General features: G+C 65.5%; 25 protein-coding genes. 13 read left to right on the top strand and 12 right to left on the bottom strand.

Annotated features, from left to right (window positions below):
- The 4 genes from ACTIMF_RS08570 to ACTIMF_RS08555 form a co-directional block, all read right to left on the bottom strand.
- The coding region (locus tag ACTIMF_RS08570) for an FAD-dependent oxidoreductase (protein WP_442349856.1) at positions 1 to 1,517 on the bottom strand (1,517 nt) is incomplete at its 3' end.
- 3 nt (positions 1,518 to 1,520) lie between these two features.
- The gene (locus ACTIMF_RS08565; protein ID WP_442349855.1) at positions 1,521 to 2,279 is read right to left on the bottom strand and encodes a crotonase/enoyl-CoA hydratase family protein; all 759 of its coding nucleotides are present in this window, start codon (positions 2,277 to 2,279) and stop codon (positions 1,521 to 1,523) included.
- The gene (locus ACTIMF_RS08560) at positions 2,276 to 3,040 is read right to left on the bottom strand and encodes an SDR family NAD(P)-dependent oxidoreductase (protein ID WP_442349854.1); all 765 of its coding nucleotides are present in this window, start codon (positions 3,038 to 3,040) and stop codon (positions 2,276 to 2,278) included. Before ACTIMF_RS08560 ends, ACTIMF_RS08565 begins: the two co-directional genes overlap by 4 nt.
- A gap of 47 nt (positions 3,041 to 3,087) precedes the next feature.
- Positions 3,088 to 4,266 (bottom strand): thiolase family protein, encoded by a 1,179-nt coding sequence (locus tag ACTIMF_RS08555; protein WP_442349853.1) that lies wholly within the window; start codon positions 4,264 to 4,266, stop codon positions 3,088 to 3,090.
- A 217-nt stretch (positions 4,267 to 4,483) separates the two neighbouring features.
- Between ACTIMF_RS08555 and ACTIMF_RS08550 the strand changes: the two genes are divergently transcribed.
- The 11 genes from ACTIMF_RS08550 to ACTIMF_RS08500 all read left to right on the top strand — a co-directional run bounded on the left by ACTIMF_RS08550 (position 4,484) and on the right by ACTIMF_RS08500 (position 17,228).
- Positions 4,484 to 4,900, top strand: coding sequence for a nuclear transport factor 2 family protein (locus ACTIMF_RS08550; protein WP_442349852.1), 417 nt, complete (start codon positions 4,484 to 4,486; stop codon positions 4,898 to 4,900).
- Positions 4,897 to 5,634, top strand: a complete 738-nt coding sequence (locus tag ACTIMF_RS08545) for an SDR family NAD(P)-dependent oxidoreductase (RefSeq protein WP_442349851.1) — start codon at positions 4,897 to 4,899, stop codon at positions 5,632 to 5,634. Before ACTIMF_RS08550 ends, ACTIMF_RS08545 begins: the two co-directional genes overlap by 4 nt.
- Positions 5,635 to 5,814: 180 nt before the next feature.
- Positions 5,815 to 6,993 (top strand): acyl-CoA dehydrogenase family protein, encoded by a 1,179-nt coding sequence (locus ACTIMF_RS08540; protein WP_442349850.1) that lies wholly within the window; start codon positions 5,815 to 5,817, stop codon positions 6,991 to 6,993.
- Between the two features lie 16 nt (positions 6,994 to 7,009).
- On the top strand, positions 7,010 to 8,662 hold the full coding sequence (locus ACTIMF_RS08535; RefSeq protein ID WP_442349849.1) for an AMP-binding protein: 1,653 nt from the start codon (positions 7,010 to 7,012) through the stop codon (positions 8,660 to 8,662).
- 30 nt (positions 8,663 to 8,692) lie between these two features.
- A complete protein-coding gene (locus tag ACTIMF_RS08530; protein ID WP_442349848.1) occupies positions 8,693 to 9,859 on the top strand; it encodes an acyl-CoA dehydrogenase family protein in 1,167 nt (388 codons plus the stop codon).
- A gap of 43 nt (positions 9,860 to 9,902) precedes the next feature.
- The gene (locus ACTIMF_RS08525) at positions 9,903 to 10,784 is read left to right on the top strand and encodes an HpcH/HpaI aldolase/citrate lyase family protein (RefSeq protein ID WP_442349847.1); all 882 of its coding nucleotides are present in this window, start codon (positions 9,903 to 9,905) and stop codon (positions 10,782 to 10,784) included.
- A 29-nt stretch (positions 10,785 to 10,813) separates the two neighbouring features.
- A complete protein-coding gene (locus ACTIMF_RS08520) occupies positions 10,814 to 12,289 on the top strand; it encodes an aldehyde dehydrogenase family protein (RefSeq protein WP_442349846.1) in 1,476 nt (491 codons plus the stop codon).
- A complete protein-coding gene (locus ACTIMF_RS08515) occupies positions 12,289 to 13,506 on the top strand; it encodes a CaiB/BaiF CoA transferase family protein (protein WP_442349845.1) in 1,218 nt (405 codons plus the stop codon). Before ACTIMF_RS08520 ends, ACTIMF_RS08515 begins: the two co-directional genes overlap by 1 nt.
- Positions 13,503 to 14,651 carry an acyl-CoA dehydrogenase family protein gene (locus ACTIMF_RS08510; protein ID WP_442349844.1) on the top strand — a complete coding sequence of 383 codons (1,149 nt, stop codon included), beginning with the start codon at positions 13,503 to 13,505 and terminating at the stop codon, positions 14,649 to 14,651. Before ACTIMF_RS08515 ends, ACTIMF_RS08510 begins: the two co-directional genes overlap by 4 nt.
- Positions 14,652 to 14,654: 3 nt before the next feature.
- On the top strand, positions 14,655 to 15,515 hold the full coding sequence (locus tag ACTIMF_RS08505; RefSeq protein ID WP_442349843.1) for a mycofactocin-coupled SDR family oxidoreductase: 861 nt from the start codon (positions 14,655 to 14,657) through the stop codon (positions 15,513 to 15,515).
- A 60-nt stretch (positions 15,516 to 15,575) separates the two neighbouring features.
- Positions 15,576 to 17,228, top strand: a complete 1,653-nt coding sequence (locus ACTIMF_RS08500) for an FAD-dependent oxidoreductase (RefSeq protein ID WP_442349842.1) — start codon at positions 15,576 to 15,578, stop codon at positions 17,226 to 17,228.
- Between the two features lie 18 nt (positions 17,229 to 17,246).
- Here ACTIMF_RS08500 and ACTIMF_RS08495 read toward each other — a convergent pair whose 3' ends face one another.
- The 8 genes from ACTIMF_RS08495 to ACTIMF_RS08460 are packed head-to-tail and all read right to left on the bottom strand — an operon-like array spanning position 17,247 to position 22,174.
- Positions 17,247 to 17,819 carry a nuclear transport factor 2 family protein gene (locus ACTIMF_RS08495; RefSeq protein ID WP_442349841.1) on the bottom strand — a complete coding sequence of 191 codons (573 nt, stop codon included), beginning with the start codon at positions 17,817 to 17,819 and terminating at the stop codon, positions 17,247 to 17,249.
- Positions 17,816 to 18,289 (bottom strand): acyl-CoA thioesterase, encoded by a 474-nt coding sequence (locus ACTIMF_RS08490; protein WP_442349840.1) that lies wholly within the window; start codon positions 18,287 to 18,289, stop codon positions 17,816 to 17,818. Before ACTIMF_RS08490 ends, ACTIMF_RS08495 begins: the two co-directional genes overlap by 4 nt.
- Positions 18,290 to 18,297: 8 nt before the next feature.
- On the bottom strand, positions 18,298 to 18,705 hold the full coding sequence (locus ACTIMF_RS08485) for a MaoC family dehydratase (protein ID WP_442349839.1): 408 nt from the start codon (positions 18,703 to 18,705) through the stop codon (positions 18,298 to 18,300).
- On the bottom strand, positions 18,702 to 19,139 hold the full coding sequence (locus tag ACTIMF_RS08480; protein WP_442349838.1) for a hypothetical protein: 438 nt from the start codon (positions 19,137 to 19,139) through the stop codon (positions 18,702 to 18,704). Before ACTIMF_RS08480 ends, ACTIMF_RS08485 begins: the two co-directional genes overlap by 4 nt.
- Positions 19,132 to 20,682: a class I adenylate-forming enzyme family protein gene (locus tag ACTIMF_RS08475; RefSeq protein ID WP_442349837.1), complete on the bottom strand. Its 1,551-nt coding sequence runs from the start codon at positions 20,680 to 20,682 to the stop codon at positions 19,132 to 19,134. The genes ACTIMF_RS08480 and ACTIMF_RS08475 overlap by 8 nt, the downstream gene beginning before the upstream one ends.
- Before the next feature lie 14 nt (positions 20,683 to 20,696).
- Positions 20,697 to 21,101, bottom strand: a complete 405-nt coding sequence (locus ACTIMF_RS08470; protein WP_442349836.1) for a nuclear transport factor 2 family protein — start codon at positions 21,099 to 21,101, stop codon at positions 20,697 to 20,699.
- 42 nt (positions 21,102 to 21,143) lie between these two features.
- On the bottom strand, positions 21,144 to 21,704 hold the full coding sequence (locus tag ACTIMF_RS08465) for a nuclear transport factor 2 family protein (RefSeq protein WP_442349835.1): 561 nt from the start codon (positions 21,702 to 21,704) through the stop codon (positions 21,144 to 21,146).
- Entirely contained in the window at positions 21,701 to 22,174 is a 474-nt protein-coding gene (locus ACTIMF_RS08460) for a nuclear transport factor 2 family protein (RefSeq protein WP_442349834.1), read from the bottom strand. The genes ACTIMF_RS08465 and ACTIMF_RS08460 overlap by 4 nt, the downstream gene beginning before the upstream one ends.
- Before the next feature lie 224 nt (positions 22,175 to 22,398).
- Between ACTIMF_RS08460 and ACTIMF_RS08455 the strand changes: the two genes are divergently transcribed.
- The gene (locus tag ACTIMF_RS08455) at positions 22,399 to 24,024 is read left to right on the top strand and encodes a flavin-containing monooxygenase (RefSeq protein ID WP_442349833.1); all 1,626 of its coding nucleotides are present in this window, start codon (positions 22,399 to 22,401) and stop codon (positions 24,022 to 24,024) included.
- Between the two features lie 38 nt (positions 24,025 to 24,062).
- The gene (locus ACTIMF_RS08450; RefSeq protein WP_442349832.1) at positions 24,063 to 25,499 is read left to right on the top strand and encodes an aldehyde dehydrogenase; all 1,437 of its coding nucleotides are present in this window, start codon (positions 24,063 to 24,065) and stop codon (positions 25,497 to 25,499) included.
- Positions 25,500 to 25,608: the final 109 nt, after the last annotated feature.

Genomic DNA, 25,608 nt, shown 5'->3' with positions numbered 1-25,608 from the left:
AGCAGCTCGACGACGTCGCCGCGCGAACCGGTCGGCGCACGCAACGACCCCGCGACGATGTCGGCGATCAACGATGCGGCCGTCTCCTGGCCACAGAACCGGTTGGTACCGATACCGCCGGACGCGCCCCGCTTCAGCCAACCCGCGACATAGTGGCCGGGCACAGGTTCGCCGTCGTCGCCGACGACGCGGCCGTCGACGTTCGGCACCACGCCTGCGTCGTCGTCGAACGGGAGCCCATCGACGGCGACCCCGCGATAGCCGATCGACCGGATCACCAGGCCTGCGTCGATGTCCGAGGTCGTCTCGGTCGGCGTCACTCGACCGGAGTCGGGCTCGAACGTGTTGCGCACGACCCGTACGCCGGTGACCCGGCCGTCGCCGAGGATCTCGGCCGGAGCGGTCAGGTACCGGAAGACGACGCGCCGGTCCCCGCCGCCTACTCCGTGGTCCGCGTACTCGCGAGCCAGACGGATCTTCGACCCGATCGTGCTGTCGACGCTGCCGTCGGCCACCTGCGCCGCCACCTGTGGCGACAGTTCGAGGTCGTCTGCGTTCAGGACCACGTCGACCCCGTCCACGAGCCCCATCGAGAGGAACTCGGAGTTCGTGTAGGCGCCGTCGGCGACGCTGCGTCGTCCCAGGATCACGACTTCACGGATCGACGACGACCGCAGGGCCTCGAGTGCGTGCGCTGCGATGTCGGTCGATGCGAGGCCGTCCGGGTCGGTCAGGAGGATCCTAGCGACGTCGAGCGCCACGTTCCCGTTGCCGATGATCACCGCGCGCTCGGACGACAGGTCGAAGACGTCGTCGGCGTGATCGGGATGACCGTTGTACCAAGCGACGAAGTCGGTGGCGGCCACCGACCCGGGCAGCGACTCGCCTTCGATGCCGAGTCGTCTGTCGGTCGACGCCCCGCTCGCGTACACAACGGCGTGATAACGCTCGACCAACTCGTCGTGGGTGATGTCGTCACCGACGCTCACACCCAGGTAGTACTGGAAGTTCTTCTTGCGCGCCGTCGACGAGAAGGTCCGTTCGACTCCCTTGGTCGCGGCATGGTCGGGAGCGACGCCCGCGCGAACCAGACCGTACGGAGTCGGAAGTCGATCGAACATGTCTACCTGGACGGCGGGGTGCCGAACCAATTCCTCGGTCGCATAGAAGGCTGCGGGCCCCGCCCCGACGACGGCGACGTGCACGTCGCCGTCGGGGAGCTTCGGCGTGCGCACGAGGCGCGGCTCTCCCGCCTCGACGTCGTGATCGAGGTAGAAGTCGGCGTTCAGCTGGAGATACGGCTCGTCCTCGTCAGCGAGTTCGTCGTCAGGAAAGATCGCACCCACCGGGCACGCATCGACACAGGCACCGCAGTCGATACAGGTCTGCGGATCGATGTACAGCATCTCCGCGGTGCGGAACTCCGGTTCCTCCGGTGTCGGATGGATGCAGTTCACCGGACACACGCTGACACAACTCGCATCGTTGCAGCACGGCCTCGTGATCACGAACGCCACAGATCAGCGCCCCTTCCACTCCGGCGGACGCTTCTCACGGAAGGCAGTGGCACCTTCCTTCGCGTCGTCGGACGACCGAATCGGCTCGTAGATCTCCCACATCTTGTCGAAGCGCTCAGCGTTGCTCCAGTCGCGGGCCTTCGTCCAGATCTCCTTGGTCCCGCGCACCGCGAGCGGACCGTTCTTCGCGATCCGCTCGGCCAGCTCGATTGCGGTGTCGAGTGCGTCGCCCTCCGGAGTGAGTCTGCTGATCAGACCCGCGTCACGCGCTTGTTCGGCACTGACGAAGTCACCCGTCAGCGCCCATTCGAGCCCGAGCGCGTACGGGACACGTTCGGGTAGCCGGAGCAGTCCTCCACCTCCGGCGAGCAGACCGCGCTTGACCTCGGGCAGACCGAACACCGCGGTCTCGGACGCCACGACGAGGTCGCACGCGAGGACGATCTCGAATCCGCCCGCGATAGCGTGCCCCTCGACCGCGGCGATCACCGGTTTCGCAGGCGGAGTGTGCGCGATTCCGGCGAATCCCCGGCCGTCGACAGAGGGCCGCTCGCCGGCGAGGAACGCCTTGAGATCCATTCCCGTGCAGAAGGTTCCGCCCGCGCCGGTCAGCACTCCCGCCGTGATTTCGGGGGTGGCGTCGAGTTGCTCCATCGCGTCGGCGATGGCCTGGGCCGTAGCGGTGTCGATCGCATTCTTCACTTCTGGGCGGTCGATCGTGACGACGAGGACGCCCCCTCGCGTCTGCGTGTGAACTGTCATTTCGGTGCCATCCTGATCGCGCCGTCGAGTCGGATGACTTCGCCGTTGAGCATGCCGTTGTCGATGATCGCCATGGCCAGACGCGCGTACTCGTCCGGATCACCCAGGCGCGCCGGGTTCGGAATCTGCGCGGCGAGGCCGTCGCGGATCTCCTGCGAGAACCGGGAGAGGATCGGGGTGTCGAACACCCCGGGCGCGATGGAGTTGACGCGAACCAACTTGCGCGCCAGGTCGCGCGCTGCGACGAGAGTCATGCCAACGACGCCCGCCTTCGCGGAGGCGTACGGGATCTGACCGATCTGGCCCTCCCACGCGGCGACCGACGCGGTCATGACGACCACGCCGCGTTCGCCGTCGACGACCTCGTTGTTCACCATGCGGGCGGCGGCGAGCCGCAGCACGTTGAAGCTTCCGATCAAGTTGGTGGTGATCAACGACGTGTAAGTCTCGAGCGAGCCGGGCTCGCCGTCGCGTTCGACGACACGGACGGTGCCGCCGCGCCCGGCGCAGTGCACCACGGTGCGCAACGGGCCCCGGTCCTCGGCGAGGTCGAGCGCCGCGTCGACGGCCACCGGATCGGCGACATCGGCCGGCCCAAACTGGACCAGGTCGCCGAGCTCAGCCGCGACATCGGCGCCCGCCGAGGTCGGCAGGTCGACGATCACGACGTGGACGCCTTGTTCGATGAGGCGATTGACGGTGGCCAGGCCGAGACCGGACGCACCTCCGGTGACGATGGCCGACGAGTTCGCCAGTTGCATGTCAGTGTTCCTTTCTCATGGACGGATCAGTGTCGGTCGAGCGCCGATCAGGCCAGCGACTCGACGATCGTCGCGTTGGCCATACCGCCGGCCTCGCACATGGTCTGCAGCCCGTAACGTCCTCCGGTAGCGGCCAAATGATTGATCATGGTCGTCATGATCCGGGCACCGGAAGCCCCGAGCGGATGCCCGAGCGCGACCGCTCCGCCCACCGGGTTGAGTCTGTCGTCGGCCACCCCGAGTTCGCGTTGGAAGGCGAGCGGTACAGAGGCGAACGCCTCGTTCACCTCGAACGAGGCGATGTCATCGGCGGCAAGTCCCGCCTTGGACAGCGCCTTGCGCGACGCCGGGATCGGTGCAGTGAGCATGAGCATCGGATCGTCGCCAGTCACCGCCGAGGCGACTATTCGGGCGATGGGCGTGAGCCGGAGCGCCGCCGCCTTCGCCTCGCTCATTATCAGCAGGGCTGAAGCTCCGTCGGTGATCTGGGAGGCGTTACCCGCGGTGACCTTCCAGTCGAGATGCGGAAAACGCTCAACGTTGGCTTCGGTACCGAAGACCGCCCGCAACCCGCCGAGCTTCTCGGCGGTGGTCCCGACACGGATCGACTCGTCTGTGTCGACGACTCCCGCCTCGGTCCGCACTCCGACGATCTCGTTGTCGAAGGCCCCGCGCGCAACTGCGGCGGCTGCGCGCTCGTGCGAACGCGCCGAGTACGCGTCCAGCGCGGCCCGCGAGATGTTCCATTTCTCGGCGACGAGTTCGGCGGCAACGCCCTGACCGATGAGTTCACCGAACCGGGCACGGACTCGGGGACCGAACGGGTCGACTTCGCCGCGTGCGCTCCCCATCGGGACGCGGCTCATCGACTCGACGCCGCCCGCGATCACCATGTCGTACGCGCCCGCCATGACTCCCTGGGCGGCGAAGTCGACGGCCTGCTGACCGGATCCGCACTTTCGCTCGATGGTCACCGACGGAACGTGGACGGGAAACCCCGCTGCCAGCGCGGCCATTCGACCCGGGGTCGCCGACTGTTCCAGGTTCTGTCCGACACAGCCAACCAGGATGTCGTCGACCTCCCCCGGGTCGATGCCGGTTCGCCGCACGAGAGAGTCGAGCACCCCGGCCAGCAGGTCGACGGGGTGAACGCCTGCGAGTGCGCCGCCTTCGCGCCCCTTTCCCATCGGGGTACGGACCGCGTCGACGATCACTGCGTTCGGCATAGGGGAACCTCCACGTTCGCATCGCATCGTGCGTGACTACTATTGATGATTATCTTTACCACAATTTATCTCAGGTGACGGGGAATCGGCGGCGACACGGGCCGACACCGCCAACTTGGTGAGACGCAATTCATATTTATGATAATCCTTGTAATGGTTCGGGACATCGGCACCGATCGAGCGGGATCACGCAACCCTGCAGAACAGGAGTTTCAGCATGCCAGTCACACCGGCCGTCGCCGAGAGCGCACGAGAGGCCATGTACCGGTACGCCAGAGCCGTCGATGACGCCGACGAGTCCGCGCTCGCGGCATGCCTGCATTCCGACGTCGTCCTGCACAGAGTCGACGGCGCACGCACAGGCCGCGACGAGGTCCTCGCGTTCTACCGCACCGTGTTCGACGGCCCCACGTCGTGGAGCAAACACTTCGTCGGCAACATCTCGTGCAGCGGAGACGACCTGGCCGTCGATGTGCACGCGTACTTCCAGGCGGTCGCGCTCACCGAAGCTGGCCCCACCCTCGTCTTCGGCGAGTACAACGACCGCCTCGTCGCTGACCGGAGTGGCGGACTACTCCTGTCGATCAAGAGCATCGACGTCCAACTGACGATCCCGCTAGGAGCCCCGAAGTGACCAGCAGACCCACAGTCGTCGTAACCGGAGCGGCACAAGGCATCGGCGCGGCAATCGCTCGCAAGTTCGCCGCAGCCGATCATCGAGTGATCGGGGTCGACCTCGACTCGGATCGATTGTCCGAGACCGTCAAGACATGGGCGGGTTCCGGCCACCTGTCCGTGCGGGGAGACGCAGCGTCACCCGACGACGTCTGCCGGGCGTGCGACCTCGCCGAGGGGCACCTCACCGCCTTCGTCGCGAACGCAGGCTTCGCCAAAGCCGGCGATTCGACCGAGTACTCGCTCGACGACTGGAACGCGATGCTCCGCGTCCACCTGACGGGAGCCATGGTCGGCGCACAGGAATCCGCCGCCCGCATGCCCGAGGGAGGCTCGCTCGTGATGATGTCGTCGCTCAACGGCATATTCGGCTTTCCCGGCCGCACCGCCTACGGCGCCGCGAAAGCCGGAGTGGCCGGGTTGGTCCGTGGCCTCGCGGCAGAGTGGGCGTCGCACGGAATCCGCGTGAACGCCATCGCACCGGGTTCGATCGTCACCGAGTTGTCGCAGGACTTCATCCGACGGGGCGTCGTCCGCGAGCGAGAGTTCCTCGATCGAATTCCGATGAACCGATTCGGCGAACCGGAGGAAGTCGCCGAGCTCGCATACTTCCTCGGAACCTCGCTGTCGTCCTACATCACCGGTGCCACGATTCCGATCGACGGCGGCTGGGCCGCCCAGGGGATCACCTGAACCCGAGTACCGGCGCGCGAAAGTCACCCAAAGCGGAACTTTCTCGCCGGATAGTGCATCTCCGTGCAATTAATGATTATAGTTATTACAGTTGCTACGTCGGAGGTCACACCCGACAGGCCGCGAACAACGGCCACAGGCACCCGACAGCGTTCACACGATACGAGGAGAGGGGTCGCAATGCCGCCGACCACACCCCACACGGACACCGACGATCTTCAGGCCATCAGACAGTTGGCCGCGCAGGTAGCACAAGAGCGCTTCGCGCCGAAGGCTGCACAGTGGGACGCAGACCGCACTGCGGTGCCCCTGGAGGACCGTCAGTTCCTCGGGTCTCTCGGATTCCTCGGCATCGCACTGCCCGAAGAGTACGGCGGCTCGGGCGCCCCCCTCTCCCACGCACTCGCGGTCATCGAGCAACTCGCCTACCACTGTCGGCCCGCCGCGTTCCAGGTCTTCGAGTCCAACACGGGCCCGGCGCAAGTCATCGCACGGCTAGGGACCCCTGACCAGAAGCAACGATTTCTGCCCGGCATCATCGCAGGCGACATCACCATGGCGGTCGCGATCTCCGAACCGGACGCCGGATCAGCTGCCACCGACCTGACCACCAAGGCCGTTGTCACCGACGACACAGTCCGGGTCACCGGCAACAAGCGGTGGATCTCCAACGGCAGCGAAGCCGACGTCTACCTCGTGTATTCGCGGATGTCGGATGCCCCTGGTGCGAAGGGCATCGGCGCGGTGCTCGTCGAGGCCGACCGCGACGGCATCAGCTACGGCGCACGCGAGAAGCTGATGGGATTCCGCGGCATCCCCTCTGCCGACATCTACTTCGACGACGTCGAGGTCCCGAAGGAAAACATCGTCGTCGAGCCCGGCGGCTTCCGGAGACTGTTCACCGCGTTCTCCATCGAGCGTCTGGGAAACTCCACGATGAGCCTGGCCCTCGGTCAGCGCGCCCTGGATCTGACGCTGAAGTACGTGCAGGACCGCGAGCAGTTCGGCAAGCCGCTCATCGAGTTCCAGGCTGTGCAGATGACCGTTGCCGATATGGTGCTGCAGGTGGAGCAGGCGCGCTTGCTCCTCGAACGTGCCGCCGCAGGCGTGGTGACCGGTTCAGACCTCCCGAACCCACTCCACGTCTCGCTCGCCAAGTGCACTGCCAACGAGATGGCCAAGAAGGTCACCGACCTCGCGATGCAATTGCACGGCGGCAACGGGTACACCGAGGAATTCGGCATCGAGCGGATGCACCGTGATGCGCACGGTTGGGCGCTCGCCGGCGGCACGCCGACCATGCAGCGCACCCGCATCGTCTCCGAAATGCTCGGACGCGGCTTTGACCAGCGCAAGTGACAAGGAGAACCGATCAATGGACGTCTACACAGATCTGACCCCGAACTTCGCTGATCCTGACGATTGGACCCTGGCGACAGTGCTGCGCACACACGCCACGCGCACCCCGGACGCGCCGTGTCTGTTCGCGCCGGAGGAGGATGTCGAACTCACGTACGCACAAGCGCTCGCCGAAGCCGAGAAGATCGCGGGCTCGTTCGACGCGGCAGCTGTTCAGCGCGGCGACCGGGTCGCCATCATGGCACAGAATTCCTCACGCCTCGTGCTCAGCTGGTGGGCCACGGCCATGGGCGGCACCGTTCAGGTGCCGATCAACACCAATTACGAGGGCGAGTTCCTCAAGCACCAGTTCACCGTCGCCGACGCGCGTTGGGCCGTCATCGACGACGACTACGCCACGCGGTTCGCGGCTGTCGCCGACCACGACTCGGCGAACGGCGTCAACCGGGTCGAGAAGTTCTGGGTCATCGACACCGGCTCGCTCGACGCCGCGATCAGCACTTTGACCGCGGCCGGATTTCAGGCCGAGCCGTGGGACCGTCTACCTGCAGGCGAGCCGCTGAACGCGCCCGCGCCCGCGCCCGCCGATCTCGGCGCGATCTTCTTCACTTCCGGTACGACCGGGCCGTCGAAGGGCGTGGCGATGCCGCACGCGCAGTTGTACTTCTTCGCCCAGGAGGTCGTGTCACTGACCCGTCTGACGGCTGTCGACCGATATCTGACGGCCACTCCGCTCTTCCACGGGAACGCCCAGTTCATGGCGGTCTTCCCGGCGCTCGTCGCGGGCGCGAGTGCGGTGATCCGACGAAAGTTCAGCGCCAGCCGCTGGATCGACCACGTGCGCGACTCCGAGGTGACCGTCACCAACTTCGTCGGCGTGATGATGGACTTCGCGTGGAAACAGACACCGCGCGAGAACGATCTCGACAACAAGCTCCGATGCATCTACGCGGCACCGATCGCCTCGACGATCGCCGAAGACTTCAAGAAGCGCTACGGCGTGGAGACCTTCGTCAACGCGTTCGGCCTCACCGAGACGTCCGCTCCGATCCTCTCGCCGTACAACGTCGAGATCCCGCCCGGCGCGGCCGGCCTGCAGGCCTCGGACTGGTTCGACATCCGCCTCGTCGACCCGGACACCGACCGTGAGGTGCCCATCGGGGAGGTCGGCGAGCTCGTCGTCCGCCCGAAATCCCCGTACATCTGCAGCATGGGGTACTACGGGATGCCGGAGAAGACCGTCGAGACCTGGCGCAACCTGTGGTTCCACACCGGTGACGCCCTCCGCCGCGACGACGCCGGCTGGTATTACTTCGTCGATCGGTACAAGGATGCGCTACGCCGTCGCGGCGAGAACATCTCGTCGTACGAAGTGGAGCAGGTCGTGCTGGCACATCCGGGGGTGCACGAGTGCGCAGTGATCGGCGTGCCGGCCGACGTGGACGCTGGGGAGGACGAGGTCCTCGCGGCGATAGTCGTCACCGAGACCGTCGATCCGGCAGAACTCCTCGCATTCTGCGACGGCCGCATCCCAGCGTTCGCCAGGCCTCGATACATCCGCACGGTCGACGCGTTGCCGAAGACTCCGTCGGAGAAGGTCCGCAAGGCCGTCCTCCGCGACGAGGGCATCACCCCGGACACCTTCGACGCCGAACGCGCGCCCGTCTGACTTTTCGAGCCCAACGCAGAGAGACACGACATGGACTACACCCCGGATTCCACGCATGAAGACATCCGCACGGCCATCGAGCAACTGTGCCAGCGCTTCCCCGATGAGTACTGGATGGAGCACGACGACTCGCACGAGTTCCCGTGGGAGTTCTACAACGCGATCGCCGAAGGCGGCTGGCTCGGGCTGACCGTCCCCGAAGAGTACGGCGGCGGCGGACTCGGTGTCACAGAGGCGGCCGTCGTCGAACGAGCCATTTCCGCGTCCGGTGCCGGAATGGGCGGTTGCAGCGCCGTTCACATCGGGATCTTCGGATTCGAGCCGATCATCCACCACGGCAGCGACGAGATGAAGCGTAAGTATCTGCCGCGCGTGGTCACCGGCGAACTGCACACATCGTTCGCAGTCACCGAACCCGATGCTGGCACGGACACCACGAACATCAAGACGTTCGCCAAGAAGGTCGACGGCGGATGGCTGGTCAGCGGCAAGAAGGTGTGGATCACAAAGGCCCAGGAGGCCGAGAAGATGCTGCTGCTGTGCCGTACCTCTCCTCGCGAGGAGGGCGGCAAACGCACGGCAGGCATGACGCTGCTGTTCGCGGATATGGACCGCGACCATGTGCAGATCCGCGAGATCCCCAAGATGGGCCGCAACGCCGTCGACACCAACGAACTGTTCATCGATGAGCTGTTCGTCGCCGACGAGGACGTAGTCGGAGAGGTGGGGCACGGGTTCCGCACGATTCTCGGCGGGCTCAACGCCGAGCGCGTCATCTCCGCGAACGCCGCTCTCGGCATCGGTGAGGCAGCGCTCCGCCGCGGCGTGCGTTACGCGAACGAACGCGAGGTGTTCGGTCGTCCGATCGGTAAGAATCAGGGCATCGCATTCCAGCTCGCCGAATCACGCATCAAGCTCGACGCCGCGCAGGCCGTCCTCGACAAGGCCGCGTGGATGGTCGATCAGGGACTGCCGTGCGGCCGTGAGGCGAACGCCGCCAAGTACCTGTGCGCCGAAGCAGGCTTCTTCGCCGCGGATGCGGCACTTCAGGTCCACGGCGGCTTCGGATTCGGTAAGGAGTTCCATGTGGAGCGCTACTTCCGCGAGGCTCGACTCATGCGCATCGCGCCGATCAGCCAGGAGATGGTGCTCAACTACACCGCCGAGCACGTCCTCGGTCTGCCCCGCAACTACTGACGCAACGGCGTACGCGCCGAGAGCACGCACGAGAGAGGCAACCATGCATCCCTACCGTTCCATCCTCTTCGTTCCCGGGCACCGTCCCGCGTGGGCTGAGAAGGCCGTCGCGGCGGGCGCCGACTGCATCGTCCTCGACCTCGAGGACTCGGTACCCGCGGCAGAGAAAGCCGTGGCGCGCGACACCGTCGCCGAACTGATCGGCGACGTCCGTCGGAACAACCCGACGATCGGGTTGTTCGTCCGAGTGAACCCGCTCGCGACCCGCCTGACCGGCAGCGACCTCGAAGCCGTCGTCGTTCCCGGCCTCGACGGTGTCTTCGCTCCGAAGATCGAGACCGAGATCGACGTCGTCCGATACGACGCACTCCTCGACCACTTCGAGATGCGCAACGGCGTCGAGGGCCTCGAGTACATCGTCCCGGTCGAGACGGTGAAGGCGATCTGGAACTGCCGTGAGATCGCTGCGGCGTCACCGCGCGTCGGCGCGATGATCGGCCCGACCGCTGAGCACGCCGACATCGCCCGCGAGGTCGGATTCGAATGGACGCCGGAAGGCCAGGAGTCGCTCTACCTGCGCAGCCGAATCCTGCTCGCCTGCCGGGAATCCGGCCTCCACGCCCTCACCGCGCTCTGGGAGGACTTGGAGAACATCGACGGCTTGCGCGCATTCGCGACTCACGGCCGAGGCCTCGGATTCCGAGGCATGATCGCGATCCACCCGAAGCACGTCGAGACCATCAACGACGTCTTCAGCCCATCTGACAAGGACATCGAGTTCTACCAGGGCATGGTCGACGCCTATGAGAAAGCCGCCGCCGACGGGGTCGGCGCGTTGCGCTACCGCGGTCTGCACATCGACAAGGCCCACTACGACAAGGCCGTGGGCTGGCTCGAGCGCGCCGCGGCCATCACGAACCACTGACCACATCGCAGCTTCGAAAGGAGTCTGTCATGCCTGATGCTGACCAGACCGTAGACCAGAGTTGGGTTCCACCGAACCGCACCCTGCTGATCGGCGGCGCGGACGTCGAACCCACCGGTGAGACCTGGGAAGTCGTCAACCCGGCGACCGAAGAGGTCATCGCCGAGGTCGGAGGTGCCTCGTCAACACAGGTCGACGCCGCCGTCGCCGCAGCGCGCACAGCGTTTCCGAAGTGGGCTGCGCTCTCCGGGGAAGAGCGCAGCGTGCACATCCACCGCTTCGCCGACGCGCTCGAACGCGCTGCGCACAAGTTACTTCCGTCGATCGTCAACGAGGTCGGCACTCCGGTGTCGCTGGCCGAGTACCTACAGGTCAAGATGGCCGTAGACGAGCACCTGCGGTGGGCGGCCGAGGCTGCGAAGACCGACCGCACGCTGCACCTGGGCGAGTACGACAAGCCCGTCCCAACGATGAGCGACGTGGTCCACGATCCCGTCGGCGTGGTCGCCGCGATCACCGGCTACAACTATCCGCTCAATCTGGCGGTGTTCAAGTTCGGCGCCGCACTCGCCGCCGGCTGCACCGTGGTGCTCTTCCCGTCGCCGCGCACACCGTTGACCACGTTGTTCCTCGCCGAACTCATCAAGGAGTCGGGACTTCCCGACGGCGTCATGAACATCGTGATCGGCGGCGTTGACGTCGGCAAGCAGTTGTCCTCGCATGCCGGGGTGGACCGGGTGTCGTTCACCGGTTCGGACGGCGTCGGCGCACAGATCATGGCTCAGGCCGCGACCAACCTGACCGGCGTGACACTCGAGTTGGGCGGAAAATCGCCGAACATCGTGCTTCCGGGCGTCGACGTCCAGAAGATCGCCGTCGAGATGCACCTGCGCTGGTCCCGCAACGGCGGACAGGGCTGCGCCGCTCTCGCACGTCTTCTGGTCCACGACAGCGTCTACGACGAGTTCCTCGAGGCGGGAGCAAGCGCGTTCGACCAGATGATCGTGGGCGACCCCTGGGACCGGAACACCAACATCGGACCGATGATCCGCCCGGATCACCGGGCAAGCGTCCAGAGCTTCATCGACGACTCCGTCGCGGACGGCGGCACCAAGCTCCTGGAGGTGACCAAGCCGCTGCCGGAGAAGGGCTACTTCATCAATCCGGTCCTGCTCGGCGACCTGCCGCCCGACGCGCGTGCCGTCCAGAAGGAGATCTTCGGCCCGGTCGCCGTCATCCTGCCGTTCAAGGACACCGACGACGCGATTCGCCTGGCCAACGACACCCCGTTCGGCCTCGCTGCCAACGTGTGGTGCGACGACCCGATCGAAGCTCGCCGCGTCGCCGAACAGATCCGTGCGGGAACAGTCTGGATCAATGGCGGCGGCGCCATGCGGCCGGATGCGCCGTTCGGTGGCTACGGCAGGTCCGGCGTCGGCCGCGAACTCGGCGAATGGGGTATGCGCGAATACCTCGAGCCCAAACACATCCAGTGGAGGATCTGATGTCAACGAATGGCGCACCCCTCGCAGGCCTGAAGGTGGTCGAACTCGGCACCATGTACGCGGCGCCGACCGCCGGTCGCATGCTCCGCGACTTCGGCGCCGACGTGGTCAAGGTCGAGGATCCGAATACGGGCGACTATGCACGGCAATGGATTCCACAGAAGGACGGCCTCTCGCTCGGCTTCTCACGGCTGAACGCTGGCAAGCGTTCGGTCGGGATCGATCTGCGTACCGAGCAGGGCCGCGAGTTGGTCAAGAAGCTCATCGCCGACGCCGACGTCGTCGTCGAGTCGTTCCGGCCGGGCCGACTCGAGGACTGGGGTCTGGATCCTGACGCACTCCACGAGATCAACCCCGGCCTCGTGATGGCTCGAGTGTCCGGTTTCGGTCAGACCGGCCCGAATCGACTGCTGCCGGGATTCGGCACTGTTGCCGAGACGGCCAGCGGGTTCGCGAACGTCAACGGTCAGCCCGAAAGCCCGCCGACCTCTCCGCCGTTCGGATTCGCCGACTCGATCGCCGGACTGTCGGCAGCCATGGGCGTGTCGATGGCGCTGTTCAACCGCAGCCGTACCGGTCGTGGTGAGGTCGTCGACGTCGCCCTGTACGAGCCGCTGATGTTCATCATCGGCGACATGTTCCTCAAGTACACGGCGCTCGGCGAGGTCCAGCAGCGTATCGGCAACTCCACCGGAGCCGCGTCGCCGCGCGGGATCTATCAGGCAGGCGACGGCAAGTACCTGTCGATCGCCGCGTCGAATCAGGCGATCGCCGCGCGGCTGTTCGCCGCGATGGGCAGGCCCGAGGTCATCGAGGATCCTCGGTACGCGACCAACGCGGACCGTCTCGCCAACAACGACGAGGTCCAGGCCATGGTCATCGACTGGTGCAAGCATGCGCCGCGCGAGGAGATCCTGGCGATCCTGGAGAAGTTCGAGGTGGTGTCGGCAGCGGTCAATGACGCATCCGATGTCGTCAAGGACCCGCACTTCCAGGAGCGGACCCTCGTGGAGATCACCGGAAACGAGATCCTGCGCAATACGCTGATGCCGGGCCCCGTCCTCCACATGGCCGGCTACGACGGACCCGTGTACGACGGCGTCCCCACCGTCGGCGAGCAGACCCGCGAAGTCCTGATCGAGCGTCTCGGTCTCGACGACGCCGAACTAACACGTCTCGCTGCGGCAGGCGTCATCAATCATGGAGGCGATGAATGAGCATCGACGAGACCGGGTTGTTCGCACTCCCCGCGAGATACCTCGAGCTGCAGGAGCACGCGCGTGAACTCGCGGTGTCCGTGCGCGACATCGCGGCCCGCGCCGACGAGTCGAGCGAGACCGACCCCGACGTACGCGCCCGTCTCGCGGCGTCGAGATTGACCGAACTCGCCGTGCCCAAGCGGTGGGGCGGCCGTTTCGACGCCGTCGATTCGCTTGCGATGACCGTGGTGCGCGAGCAGTTGGCCGCCGAGAGCGGTCACCTCGACTCGATGTTCGCGATGCAGGGTATCGGCAGTTATGGCCTGGCCGTCGCCGGTTCGGATGCGGTCCGCGACAAGTGGCTGCCGAAGGTGGCCTCACTCGAGGCCATCGCGGCACTGGGTCTCACCGAACCCGACGTCGGATCGGATCTGAAGGCGTTGACCACGACGGCGATCGTCGACGGCGACGAGCTCGTCGTGAACGGTCACAAGTCGTTCATCACCAACGGTGGCGACGCCGCGATCTACAGCATCCTGGCGCGTGAGGGTGACGGCTACTCGCTGATCCTCGTCCCCGCGGACAATCCCGGCGTGCGCACCGAGCGGCCGCATCAGATCATTGCGCCGCACGTGCTGTCCGATGTGATCCTCACCGACGTCCGAGTCCCGCGCGACCATCGGATCGGCGAGCCCGGAAAGGGCTTCTCGCTGGTGCTCGCCACGTTGGCGACCTTCCGTGTGTCGGTGGCCGGCGCATCGGTCGGCATGGCCGAGGCCGCGCTGCGACAGGCCCTCGACCACGCGAACAGTCGCGAGCAGTTCGGGGGCCCGCTGTCACGTCTCGGTTCGGTCCCCGAACATCTCGCCTCGTGCTGGACCGACATCGAGGCCGCCCGCTCACTGACCTACCGAGCGGCCGCTGCGGCGGCGCGCGATCCGCTCGCCAGCTTGCACCTGTCGTCGATGGCGAAGGTGGCGGCCACCGAGACGTGCGGACGGGTCGTCGACCGGGCAGTTCAGATCATGGGGCGCTTCGGCATCACCCGCGGCACCGATATCGAGCGCCTCTACCGCGAGGCGCGTCCGACGCGCATCTACGAGGGGTCGACCGAGGTCATCTTCGATTCGCTCGCAAAGCAACTCATCAAGAAGGGCATCTGACGCATGGGCATCCTTGACGGAAAAGTCGCGTTCATCACCGGAGCCGGGCACGGCCAGGGCCGCGCGCACGCGGTCACGATGGCGAGAGAAGGCGCCGACGTGATCGTGATCGATATCGACGAGCCGATCGAGAACGTGGCATACGAGCACGGATCTGCCGACGACCTCGCCGAGACCGCGCGACTGGTCGCCGATACCGGGCGCCGGGTACTCTCGCGCATCGCCGACGTGCGATCGTCCGACGCTCTGAACTCCGTGGTCGCCGAGGGTATTGAGACGTTCGGCAAGATCGACGTCGTGGTCGCGAACGCCGGGATCTTCACCCAGGCGCCGTTCTGGGAGATGGACGAGAAGACCTGGGACGACGTTCAGGACGTCAACTTGAAGGGCGTGTGGCGGACGATGAAGGCGGTCACCCCGCACCTGATCGAACGCAAGGCGGGTTCGATGATTCTGACCTCGTCGGTGAACTCAGTCGAGGGCAACCCGGCAGCGGCCCACTACACGGCGGCCAAGCACGGCGTGGTGGGGCTCATGCGGAGCGCCGCGCAGACCCTCGGCGCCTACGGGATCCGCGTCAACTCCGTGGCGCCCGGCCTCATCGACACTCCGATGACGAACTTCCAAGCGATGTACGACCAGATGGCAGGCCACCCGAACGCCGATCGCGCCGATTACGACCGTGCGTCACTGCATTTCGGAGCGATCGCCGGCCAGGGCGCGCTGGCCCCGGAATCGATTGCCAATGCTGCGGCATGGCTGGCCTCCGACGGCGCATTCGCGATGACGGGCCAGAACATCGTTGTCGACGCCGGGCACACCATCCTGGCCGGATTCAACCCCAATCCCGTTCTGCCGGACTGACCCGGACGCGGCGATGCCCGCCCCACGATCGATTCACGACTATAGAAGAGGTGACGCACGATGACGGTACCGACTGTCGATGTGCTCGTTCTCGGAAGTGGTGCGTCCGGACTCTGCGCCGCCCTGTCTGCGGCGCACGCGGGGGCATCGGTCGCTGTCCATGAGAAGGCAGACCAGTTGGGCGGGACCACCGCGTTGTCGAGCGGGGTGGCATGGCTCCCCGCCAACCAGTACGCGGCGGAGGCCGGCGTCACCGACAGCGTCGATGACGGGTTGGCCTATCTGGATGCACTCTCCAATGGGATGATCCTCCCGGAGATGGCCGAGGCGTTCGTTCGGACGGTCGGCCCGATGCTCGATTGGTTCGAGACATCGACGCCGCTTCGCATGCGCCTGGTTCCCGGCTATCCGGACTATCACCCCGAGTTTCCCGGCGGACGGCCGCACGGCGGCCGATCGGTGGAACCGGGACTGTTCGGCTTCGATGCGTTGGGCAATTGGGCCGATCGCATCTTCGGATCACCGCGGCGGATGTACGTGAGCGAATCGCCGGTCGGCGGCGGAACTGGGTTCCTCACCGAGGACGACGACCGAGAACGCACCGCAGGCCAGTTGGAGGGGCTCGGTCGCGCACTTCTCGGAGCGTTACTAAAAGGTCTGCTCGACCACGGAGTCGAGCCGATCCTCTCCAGCGCCGCCACCGAACTGATCACCGAAGACGGAGCAGTCGTCGGCGCGAGATTCGCCGACGGCCACGAAGTTCGAACCCGCCGGGGAGTGATCCTTGCGACCGGCGGCTTCGAGCGTGACCCCGAGTTGACCACGACGTTCCTGCGCGGGCCGATGAGTCATCCCGCGGGCGTACCGACCAACACCGGCGACGGTCTGCGGATGTCGATGCGGATCGGCGCGAAGCTCGGTGTGATGCGCGAGGCGTGGTGGGTTCCCGTCGTCGCCGAGCCCGGGGATCCGGCCGAGCAGTATGCACTCAACGGTGTCCAGCTCGTCCAACGCGAACGCTCGCTGCCGCGCAACATCATCGTCAACGTCCGCGGACAGCGATTCACCAATGAGGCTGCCAACTACAACGCCTTGGGCGGCGCGTTCCACGCGTTCGATCCGACGCAGTTCCGTCATGTCAACCAGCCCTGTTGGATTCTGTTCGATCAGGGCTTCGTCGACGAGTACGGCGGCTACGGCACGCCTGCCGGAGGATCGATGCCGCAGTGGATCACGCGCGCCGACTCGGTAGCCGAACTCGCAGCCGAACTCGGGCTTCCGCCCGGGGAGCTCACCGCCACTGTGGATCGGTGGAACGAACTAGTCGACAAGGGCCACGACGACGACTTCTTGCGTGGAGACAGTGCGTACGACGGCTGGTGCGGCGATCGGTCGCACTATCCCGGCGTGCTGTCGACTCTCGGACGCATCGACAGCGGCCCCTTCTACGCGGCACCGCTGCACAGCAGCACGCTCGGCACCAAGGGCGGTCCGCGGACCACTGTCGACTGCGAAGTGCTCGACGTCGACGGCGATGTCATCCCCGGTCTGTGGGCTGTCGGGAACGCAATGGCCGCCCCTACGGGCATGGTCTACGGCGGCGCCGGAGGCACCCTCGGTCCGGCTCTCGTGTTCGGCTATCGCGGAGGACGGTCGGCAGCCGGACATCCGGTGCGCGGCCAGGTCTCGACTCCGCTCGACCGGCAGAGCTGAAACGCCTTCGTGTGAGTGTTACCCCGTGAACCAACTGCCGAGCATCGCGCGCGGTTCGTCGCCGGGAAGTCGGACCCGGTCGTCGGCGGGAAGGATCTCGCCGTAGCGGTCCGAACGCGCCGCGTAGACGAACCGGATTCGACGGGACGCGAACACCCACCACCCGTCGTGTACGACGTAGGCGTCTTCGTACTCATGCGCGGCAAGGACGACTCCCCGCCCGGTAACGAGTTCGGCGTGCGCCGTCGCGATGCCCTCGGCCCTCGTCCCTTCGACGTGGACGACATGCGTCTCCGGCGTGTGCAGCATTCGCCGGAATCCGCGCATCGACGCGGCCAACAACTCCAGCACCGCGTCTCGTCCGGACACCGTCTCACCGTCTCGCTTGAGCACCATGTCCGGATGGAACATGACCGCCAGCGCGTCGAGGTCGTGAGCGTCGACGGCTATCGCATAGAGGATGGCGAGATCGCGCAGCGATTCGCGGGAGGCAGCGGCGTCCGGCGTCCCACACTCCGATATGCCAGACTCCGATATCCCGCATTCCGACACCGCGGTCCGGGCGCGCACCCACGCCGACAGGTCTCTCATGCCACGTCGAAACTCGGTGCAGGCAACGTCGCCAGGACGTCGAGCATCCGCTGCGGTATCGGGGCCTTCGCAAAGTCTGCGTCGCGGACGGCGAACGTCATCTGCCCCTTGGTGACGAGTTCGCCGTCTCTCGTGAACTCGAAACCCACACTGTACGAAGTGGTTCCGATACGGTCGGCGACCGCTTGGCAGCGGATCCGGTCGAACACCGTCACCGTCTGCTTGTACTGGGCAGACGAGTTGAGACCGACGGTCACGACTCCGACCTGATCCAGCAGCTCACCGCCGCGCAGTCCGTTCGCGAACATCCACGTCGTATAGCACCGTTCCATCCAGCGGTAATAGATGCCGAAGTAGGCGATGCCGACCATGTCGCAGTCGCCATAGGCGAGCTGGAAGTCGAGGGTTCCGTTTGCGATCGGATCCTGCGGGTCCATGTTCTGGTCCGGGTGGTTCACGGTATCTGTCATCGTCTCTCTCACTTCTTCAGGACCACGGTCGCGGTCCCCGACATAGCGCGTCCGGCACCGTCGACGTCCAGCCAGACCTCGCATTGGACCAGTCGGCCGTCCGGCCCGTCCTCGATACCGGTCACCTCGGCACCTGCCCGCACCGTCTGCCCGCCGAACACGTTGCCGAGGAATCGGCAGCGGAAGCTGCAGATCCGGTCGCGGCCGCCCGCCCACTCGGCGAGCATCGTCTGGATGTACCCCATGTTCAGAGGCCCTTGGTTGACGGGTGCCTCGCCGAGTCCAAGCTCGGCCACAGCGCGCGTGTCCCAGTGGATCGGGTTCGGATCGGCCAGGAGCGCCGCCATCGTCTTCATTCGCGCAGGGTCTACGGCGATCTCACGGCCGGTCACGACATCACCTATCGAAACGGTCACGACTCGCCCTTCCTCGGCAGCACAAGTGAATTCCAGCAGGTGGCGACCTTCTGGTCGTCGCGCCACAGATCGAATTCATACCCCACGATGTCGAATGTCCCGGTACGACGGCCGACCTTGCGGTCGAACGAGGTGATCTGTCCGGTGACCTGGTAGTCACCGCAGGTCAGGGGCGCGTGGAATGTGGTCTGGTGTTCGCCGAACATCGGACCGTCCGCAGCCGTCGCACCGAACCAGGCGAACAACTCGTCCCAGGTGATGCCCTTTCCACCGACGGACGCCATCCACGCCATCATCGGGTGCGGCGTCTCGTCGTACGGGTCGTCGCCGAGTACGTCGGCGACCAGCCACGCCCGCCACGGTTCGATCGTGTACGTGCCGCCGGGAAACTCACGACCCACCAGGGCCGTGTACCTCTCGACGTCGTCAGACATTCCCGTCATGCCCCTCCCAGTACGGTCTGCGGAGTTCACGCTTGAGGATCTTCCCTGTGGGAGCCTTCGGCAACTCCGCGACGAACTCGACCGACCTCGGCTTCTGATAGCTCGCGAGATTCGCGCGCGCCTGGTCGATCAATTCTTGCTCGGTGGCGCCCTGCCCGGGTTTGAGGACCACGAAGCCCTTCACCGCCTCGCCCCACTCATCGTCGGGTACGCCGATCACCGCGCACTCGAGAACTGCGGGATGGGTCGCGATCGCCTCCTCGACCTGCACCGAGTAAATGTTCTCTCCACCCGAGATGATCATGTCCTTGGCCCGGTCGACGATGAAGACATACCGCTCGTCGTCCCAGGTGGCGATGTCGCCCGTCCACATCCACCCGTCACGAAGGGTGCGTTCGGTCTGTTCGGGTTTGTTGAGATAACCCACCATGTTGGCCGGGCTCTTCACAATGATCTCGCCAGGCGTCGAGCCGTCGGTCGGCACCAGTTCACCGGTGAGCGGATCAACGATCCTGACCTGCGTCACGAATCCTTCCCGACCACACGACTTGAGTCGCTCGGGGCGCACACCGCGGACGGCGGCGAGGTGGTCTTCCTGCGAAAGGAAGGTCATCGTGGTGCCCTCGGTCTGACCGTAGCCCTGGATCAGAGTGCACGGGAACGAGTCGAGCGCCTGTCGCACGATGTTCGATGGCATCGGACCGCCGCCGTACTGGATGTTCCGCAGACTCGAGAGGTCGTACGACGCGAAGTTCTCTTGCGCCATCATCCAGTTCAACATCGTCGTCACGCCGAGGAATGCCGAAACCTTCTCGTTCTCGATCAGGTCCAACGCGAGTTTGGGCTCGAAGTTCATCAGGACGAGCGGGCACCCGTGCTTCATGTAGTTCATTGCGAGCACGATCGGGATGTGGAACATCTGCCCGGTGAGCATGTAGACGTCGGTGGGGACGACTCGTTCGGCCACCGTCTGGTTGAGCATGCCCGCAGCCGCACTCGCGTGCGTGTGCAGAGCGCCCTTCGACGGTCCGGTGGTTCCACCGGTGTACAGGAGGAAGAACGGATCGTCTTCGGCGACTTGGACGGTGAGTTCGTCCATCGATCCGCCATCGATCAGTTCGTAGAGGCTGCCGTCGCCGCCCTCTCCGAACGAGAGCCAGTGCGGAATGTCGACCGTTCGCTGCAGTTCGGACACCACGTCAGCGAACTCGGCTTCGGCGATCAGTACCTTAGGTCGGGCATCGCCGAGCAGCTCGCCCAACGCAGGCGTCGCGAGCCGCCAGTTCAACGGCTGGGCGACCAGCCCTGCCCGGCCCGCTGCGAAGTACAACGCTTGGAACTCGACGCAGTTGCGCGAGATCATGGCGACGACGTCGCCCTTCTGGAGTCCGAGAGTCAACAAGCCATTGGCCATGCGACGGACGAGTTCGTCGAGCTCTCGCCAGTCGACGCGCCGATCGTTCGTCGAATCGTAGATCGCCTGGTTGCCTGGGGTCAGTGCTGCCCACTTGGCTGGAATCAGTCCCTGATTCATCGTCGTTCTCTGTTTCAGTAGGGCCGGTCGAGTTCTAGATCAAGAGTGCGCAGCCGCGGGTCATCGTCGTCGCCGATGATCTCCAGTCGATACACGCCCGCGCTGAGCACACGGATCTCGCCGTTCTCCGTCGCGAGAAGCGTCAGATAGTGGGTCGTGCGCGTGACACCGTCTTCAGTGCCGTGCACGATGAGATTCGAGTTGACGTGGCGACGCTGGTCGGTCTGGGATTCGGCGGACTGCTTCATCAGCGACAGAATGGCGTCCTTGCCGTCGAAGACGACGGGCTCGTTGCCGGGCAACGTCATCCGGAAGACTGCGTCGTCGGAGAAGCACACGTCGATCGCGTCGAAGTCGGCGGTGTCGTAGCCCAGCGAGTAGCGGCTGATCAGGTTCTCGATCGATTCACGGGTTGGCATGGTTCCGGCCTTTCGGGTCAGGAGGGACAGACGGGGTGGTGTTCATCGGTTCGCCAGAGACCGCAGCCAGGACAGGTCGCCGCCGGTGAGAACGGACGGCCAGTCCGCGGGGCGGGGGTCTCCGTACGCGAGGTTGCGGTCGCCGGTCCGCATCGTCTCGACATAGCGGTCGGCAGGCGTGTAGTAGAAGTACGACATCACTCGATTCGCGATCCGCCAGCCGTCGGACGTGCGTCGATAGGTGTCCGCATAGCGCAGTCCGACGATCATCGGGGTCCCGTTCCGAACCACTTCGGCATGCCCGGTCAACGTGCCCGATGCGACGTCCGGGTCTGCGTCGTCGAACGCGACGATCAGTCCGTGCGAGTAATGGAAGGTAGCACCGAGCGCGTCGAAACGTCCCTGATAGGTCTCGGCGATCGTGTCGAGACCAGTCGCGTCGAAGACTCCGTCGCCCGAGCCGAGATGCGCGTCCTGGGTGAAGATCTTCGGCAGGAGGTCGAGATCCCGTTCGTCCATGACGTGGAAGTACAGCAGGACCAGCTCGGCCAACTCCTGGCGGTCTTCGACCCGCCGCAGTCGGGATTCGAGTTCTGCGGTCATCGCGGGATCACCCCGAAGGTGTCGATTTCGACCGGAGCGAGCATCGAATCGTCGAGCAGTGCGGTGCGGGCCACCGCGATACGCTTCGCGGTCAGAACCCATCGCCCACCGTGCCGGGCCATCGTGTCGTGGTAGCGGCCCCAGATCTGGCGGGCACCGCCCGACGCGTGAGTAGTGATGGCGATGAACGTCGAACGAACGTCGACAGAGCCGTCGTCGTTGGTCGTCGCCACCACGTTGGTCGCCATGTGCTGAGCATCGCGGACGTCGGAGGCCGCGAAACGGCGGTAGAGGTCGAGGAATGCCTCGCTTCCGTGGGTCGTGCCGTCGTGCCTGGTCAGCTCGACATCCGGGTGGACTATCTGTGCCAGACCGTCGATATCTCTCGCGTCGACGAGCGCTTGGTACTCATTCAGAAGACTGGTCGCCGCGTAGCTGATCGTTACGGGGTCTGTGGGGTCCAGCGACATCTGCTTCCCTTCGGTAGACCGGAGTGTTCCTTGCAATCATATTCATAGAATGAGTCACACGTCACGCGATCGACAATCCTCGCGGCAGCATTGGAGATTCTTTCCGACCCTCCCAAATCAGTGCATACTATGCGTATAGTTTACGTCACAAGCCAGGTCTTGTGTCTCGCACACCTCCCAACACAGACACCACTACCGCCGCCGGAAAGAAGGAGCACCGATCCATGCCTGAAACCCTCCCAACGACGTCCGTCGCCGACTACGAAGTCCTCGTCGTCGGCGCAGGTTTCTCCGGCCTGTACCTCCTGCACCGTCTGCGCAACGAAGGGCATCGCGTCCACGTCGTCGAACAGGCTCCCGAGGTCGGCGGGACCTGGTATTGGAACCGCTATCCGGGCGCGCGATGCGACGTCGAGAGCGTCGACTACTCGTACAGCTGGGACAACGATCTTCAGCAGGAGTGGGACTGGACTGAGAAGTACCCCGCGCAAGGCGATATTCTCGCGTACCTCAAGCATGTCGCCGATCGCTTCGACCTGCGCAAGGACATCGATTTCGACACGACGCTCACGAGCGCGGAATGGGATGAGTCGCAAGGTCTGTGGACCGCCACCGCCGCGGACGGACGCATCTACCGCGCGCGCTACCTCCTGATGGCTGTCGGGTGCCTGTCCGTCCCCAAGGACATCGACCTTCCCGGCTTCGACACGTTCGAGGGGCGGGTTCTACGTACCTTCGACTGGCCCGAGGGCGAGCACCTGGCCGGACAGCGGGTCGGAGTGGTCGGCACCGGTTCGACCGGGGCACAGGTCATCCCCGCGCTCGCGGAGACCGTCGCAGACCTGACCGTCGTTCAGCGCACACCGAACTTCGTCATTCCCACGCGTAACCGCCCGCTGCACGACGGCGAACTCGAGGAGATCAAGGCCGACTACCCCGACCGGCGAGTCCGGAACCGAACACACCCAGCAGGGGTCTTCCGAGACGACAACCCGAAGAACGCCTTCGACGTGGACCCCGAGGAGCGTCGATCGACGTTCCAGGAACGCTGGGAGGGTGGCGGCATCAACTTCCTCGGGTCGTTCGCCGACCTCATGTTCGACCAAGCTGCGAACGACGCGGTCGCCGAGTTCGTCCACACCAAGATCGACGAGATCGTCGACGATCGCGAGACAGCAGACTCGCTCAAGCCCACGAGCTATCCGCTCGGCGCGAAGCGCCCCGTCGTCGCCACCGACTACTACGAGACGTACAACCGCGACAACGTCCACCTCGTCGACGTGAAGAAGACCCCGCTCGACACGTTCACCGAGAAGGGCTTCCGCCTCACAGACGGCACCGAGTACGAACTGGACGCAATGGTGCTCGCCACCGGCTTCGACGCCTTCACCGGACCGTTCACCAAGATGGACATCCGCGGCACCGACGGCGGCAGCCTGGCCGAGACTTGGGGCCGACACGGCGCCAAGACGCACCTTGGGCTCGGCACCGCCGGCTTCCCGAACATGATCATCGTGGCGAGCGTCGGCAGCCCGTCAGTGCTCGCCAACATGGTCACCGCCATCGAACAGCACGTCGAGTGGATCTCACAATTGCTCGACACCATGCGCAGGGAGGGCTACACGATGATCGAGGCCCAGGAACCCGCACAGGAAGCCTGGGTGCAGACGGTCGAGGAGGTCGCCGCGATGACTCTGTGGCCCAATGGCGACTCCGGGTCCTGGTATCGGGGAGCCAACATCGACGGCAAAGTGCAGATCTTCATGCCATACGCCGCCGGGATCGTCGAGTACGGCAACGCTATCGATAAGTCCGCCGCCAATGACTACGAGGGCTTCACGCTCTCCTAATCCGAACAGAACTTCCACCGAACTGAAAGAGGAATCTCATGGCAATCCCCAGCTACGAAAAACTGTTCATCGGCGGCGAGTGGGTCGAGCCTGCGACCGACCGCAAGATCGAGGTCGTCTCCCCCATCGACAATCAGGTCATCGCAACGGTCCCCGAAGCCACCGAGGCGGATATGGACCGTGCCGTCGCTGCGGCCCGCGAGGCGTTCGACAACGGCCCGTGGCCGCGGATGACCCCAGAAGAGCGAGCCGGTTACCTCAAACGCGTGGGCGAGGAGGTCGTCAAGCGCAGCCCGGCGATGGCCGAGTCGTTCACACAGGAGATCGGAGCCCCGGCCGCTGTGGCGGACGCCTTCCACGACAATGCGCGCAAGATGTGGGACGACGCATCGACCCTGTACAAGCGCTTCGAGTTCGAAGAGGAGCGCACCTGGGACGAGAGCGGCCGCGGAAAGCTCGTTCGTGAACCCGTCGGTGTGGTCGCCACGATCATCCCGTGGAACGGCCCCGTCGCCACCGGTTCACTCAAGCTCGGCCCGGCGCTCGCCGCAGGCTGCACCGCCGTGTTCAAGCCTGCGCCAGAGGGTCCCGTCAGCGTCATGATGCTCGCCGAGGCGTTTGAGGCAGCGGGGCTGCCCGCCGGCGTCGTCAACGTCGTCCCGGCAGGCCGAGAGGCAGGCCAGTACCTCGTCGAGCACAACGGCGTCGACAAGGTCTCGTTCACCGGCAGCACTGCGGCAGGACGCAAGATCATGGCGTCGGTGGCCGAGCGCATCGGCAACATCAGTTTGGAGCTCGGCGGCAAGTCGGCGGCCATCCTCACCGAGGACGTCCCGTTGGAGAAGGTCCTGCCGACCCTCGTCTTCGGCGGCTTGGGCAACTCGGGCCAGGTATGCGCCGCGCTGACCCGCATCCTCGTCCCCCGGTCCCGTCAGGACGAACTCGTCGACGCCATGGTCGCCGCCTACCAGGAAGTCAAGGTCGGCGACCCCCGAGAGGAGGGCGTCGCCCTCGGACCGCTGGCGGCCAAGCGTCAGCAGGAGCGCGTCCTGGACTACATCGAGATCGGCAAGCGCGAAGGCGCCCGCGTCGCTATCGGCGGCGGCGTCCCCGAGGGATTCGAGGAGGGTGCCTACGTCGAGCCGACCATCTTCGCAGATGTGACTCGCGACATGCGTATCGCCAATGAGGAGATCTTCGGTCCAGTCATCGCCGTGATCCCCTACGACACCGTCGCCGAAGCCGTCGACATCGCCAACAGCACCGACTACGGCCTCTCCGGTGCCGTGTACGCAGCCGACGACTCCACGGCCGAGGCGATCGCACGCCGGGTCCGGACCGGCCAGATCGGCGTCAACACCTGGGACATGTGCGTCACCCAACCGTTCGGCGGCTACAAGCAGTCCGGAATCGGCCGCGAAGGCAACGTCGAGGGCCTCAGCGCATTCCTCGAGACCAAACTGTTGATGTACTGACCCGGGTCCCTGCTCGCGCAGCGAACCCGCCACAACGCAGAGGGGCTCCGGCGGTCGCCAGGCCGAAGGAGCCCCTCTGCGTTGTGGCGGGTCGTAGGCGGACTCAGAC

The organism is Gordonia sp. (in: high G+C Gram-positive bacteria) (assembly GCF_052106715.1).
Lineage (GTDB): Bacteria > Actinomycetota > Actinomycetes > Mycobacteriales > Mycobacteriaceae > Gordonia.
The sequence above is the reverse complement of the archived record's forward strand: the minus strand, read 5'-3'. Positions and strand labels throughout refer to the sequence as shown.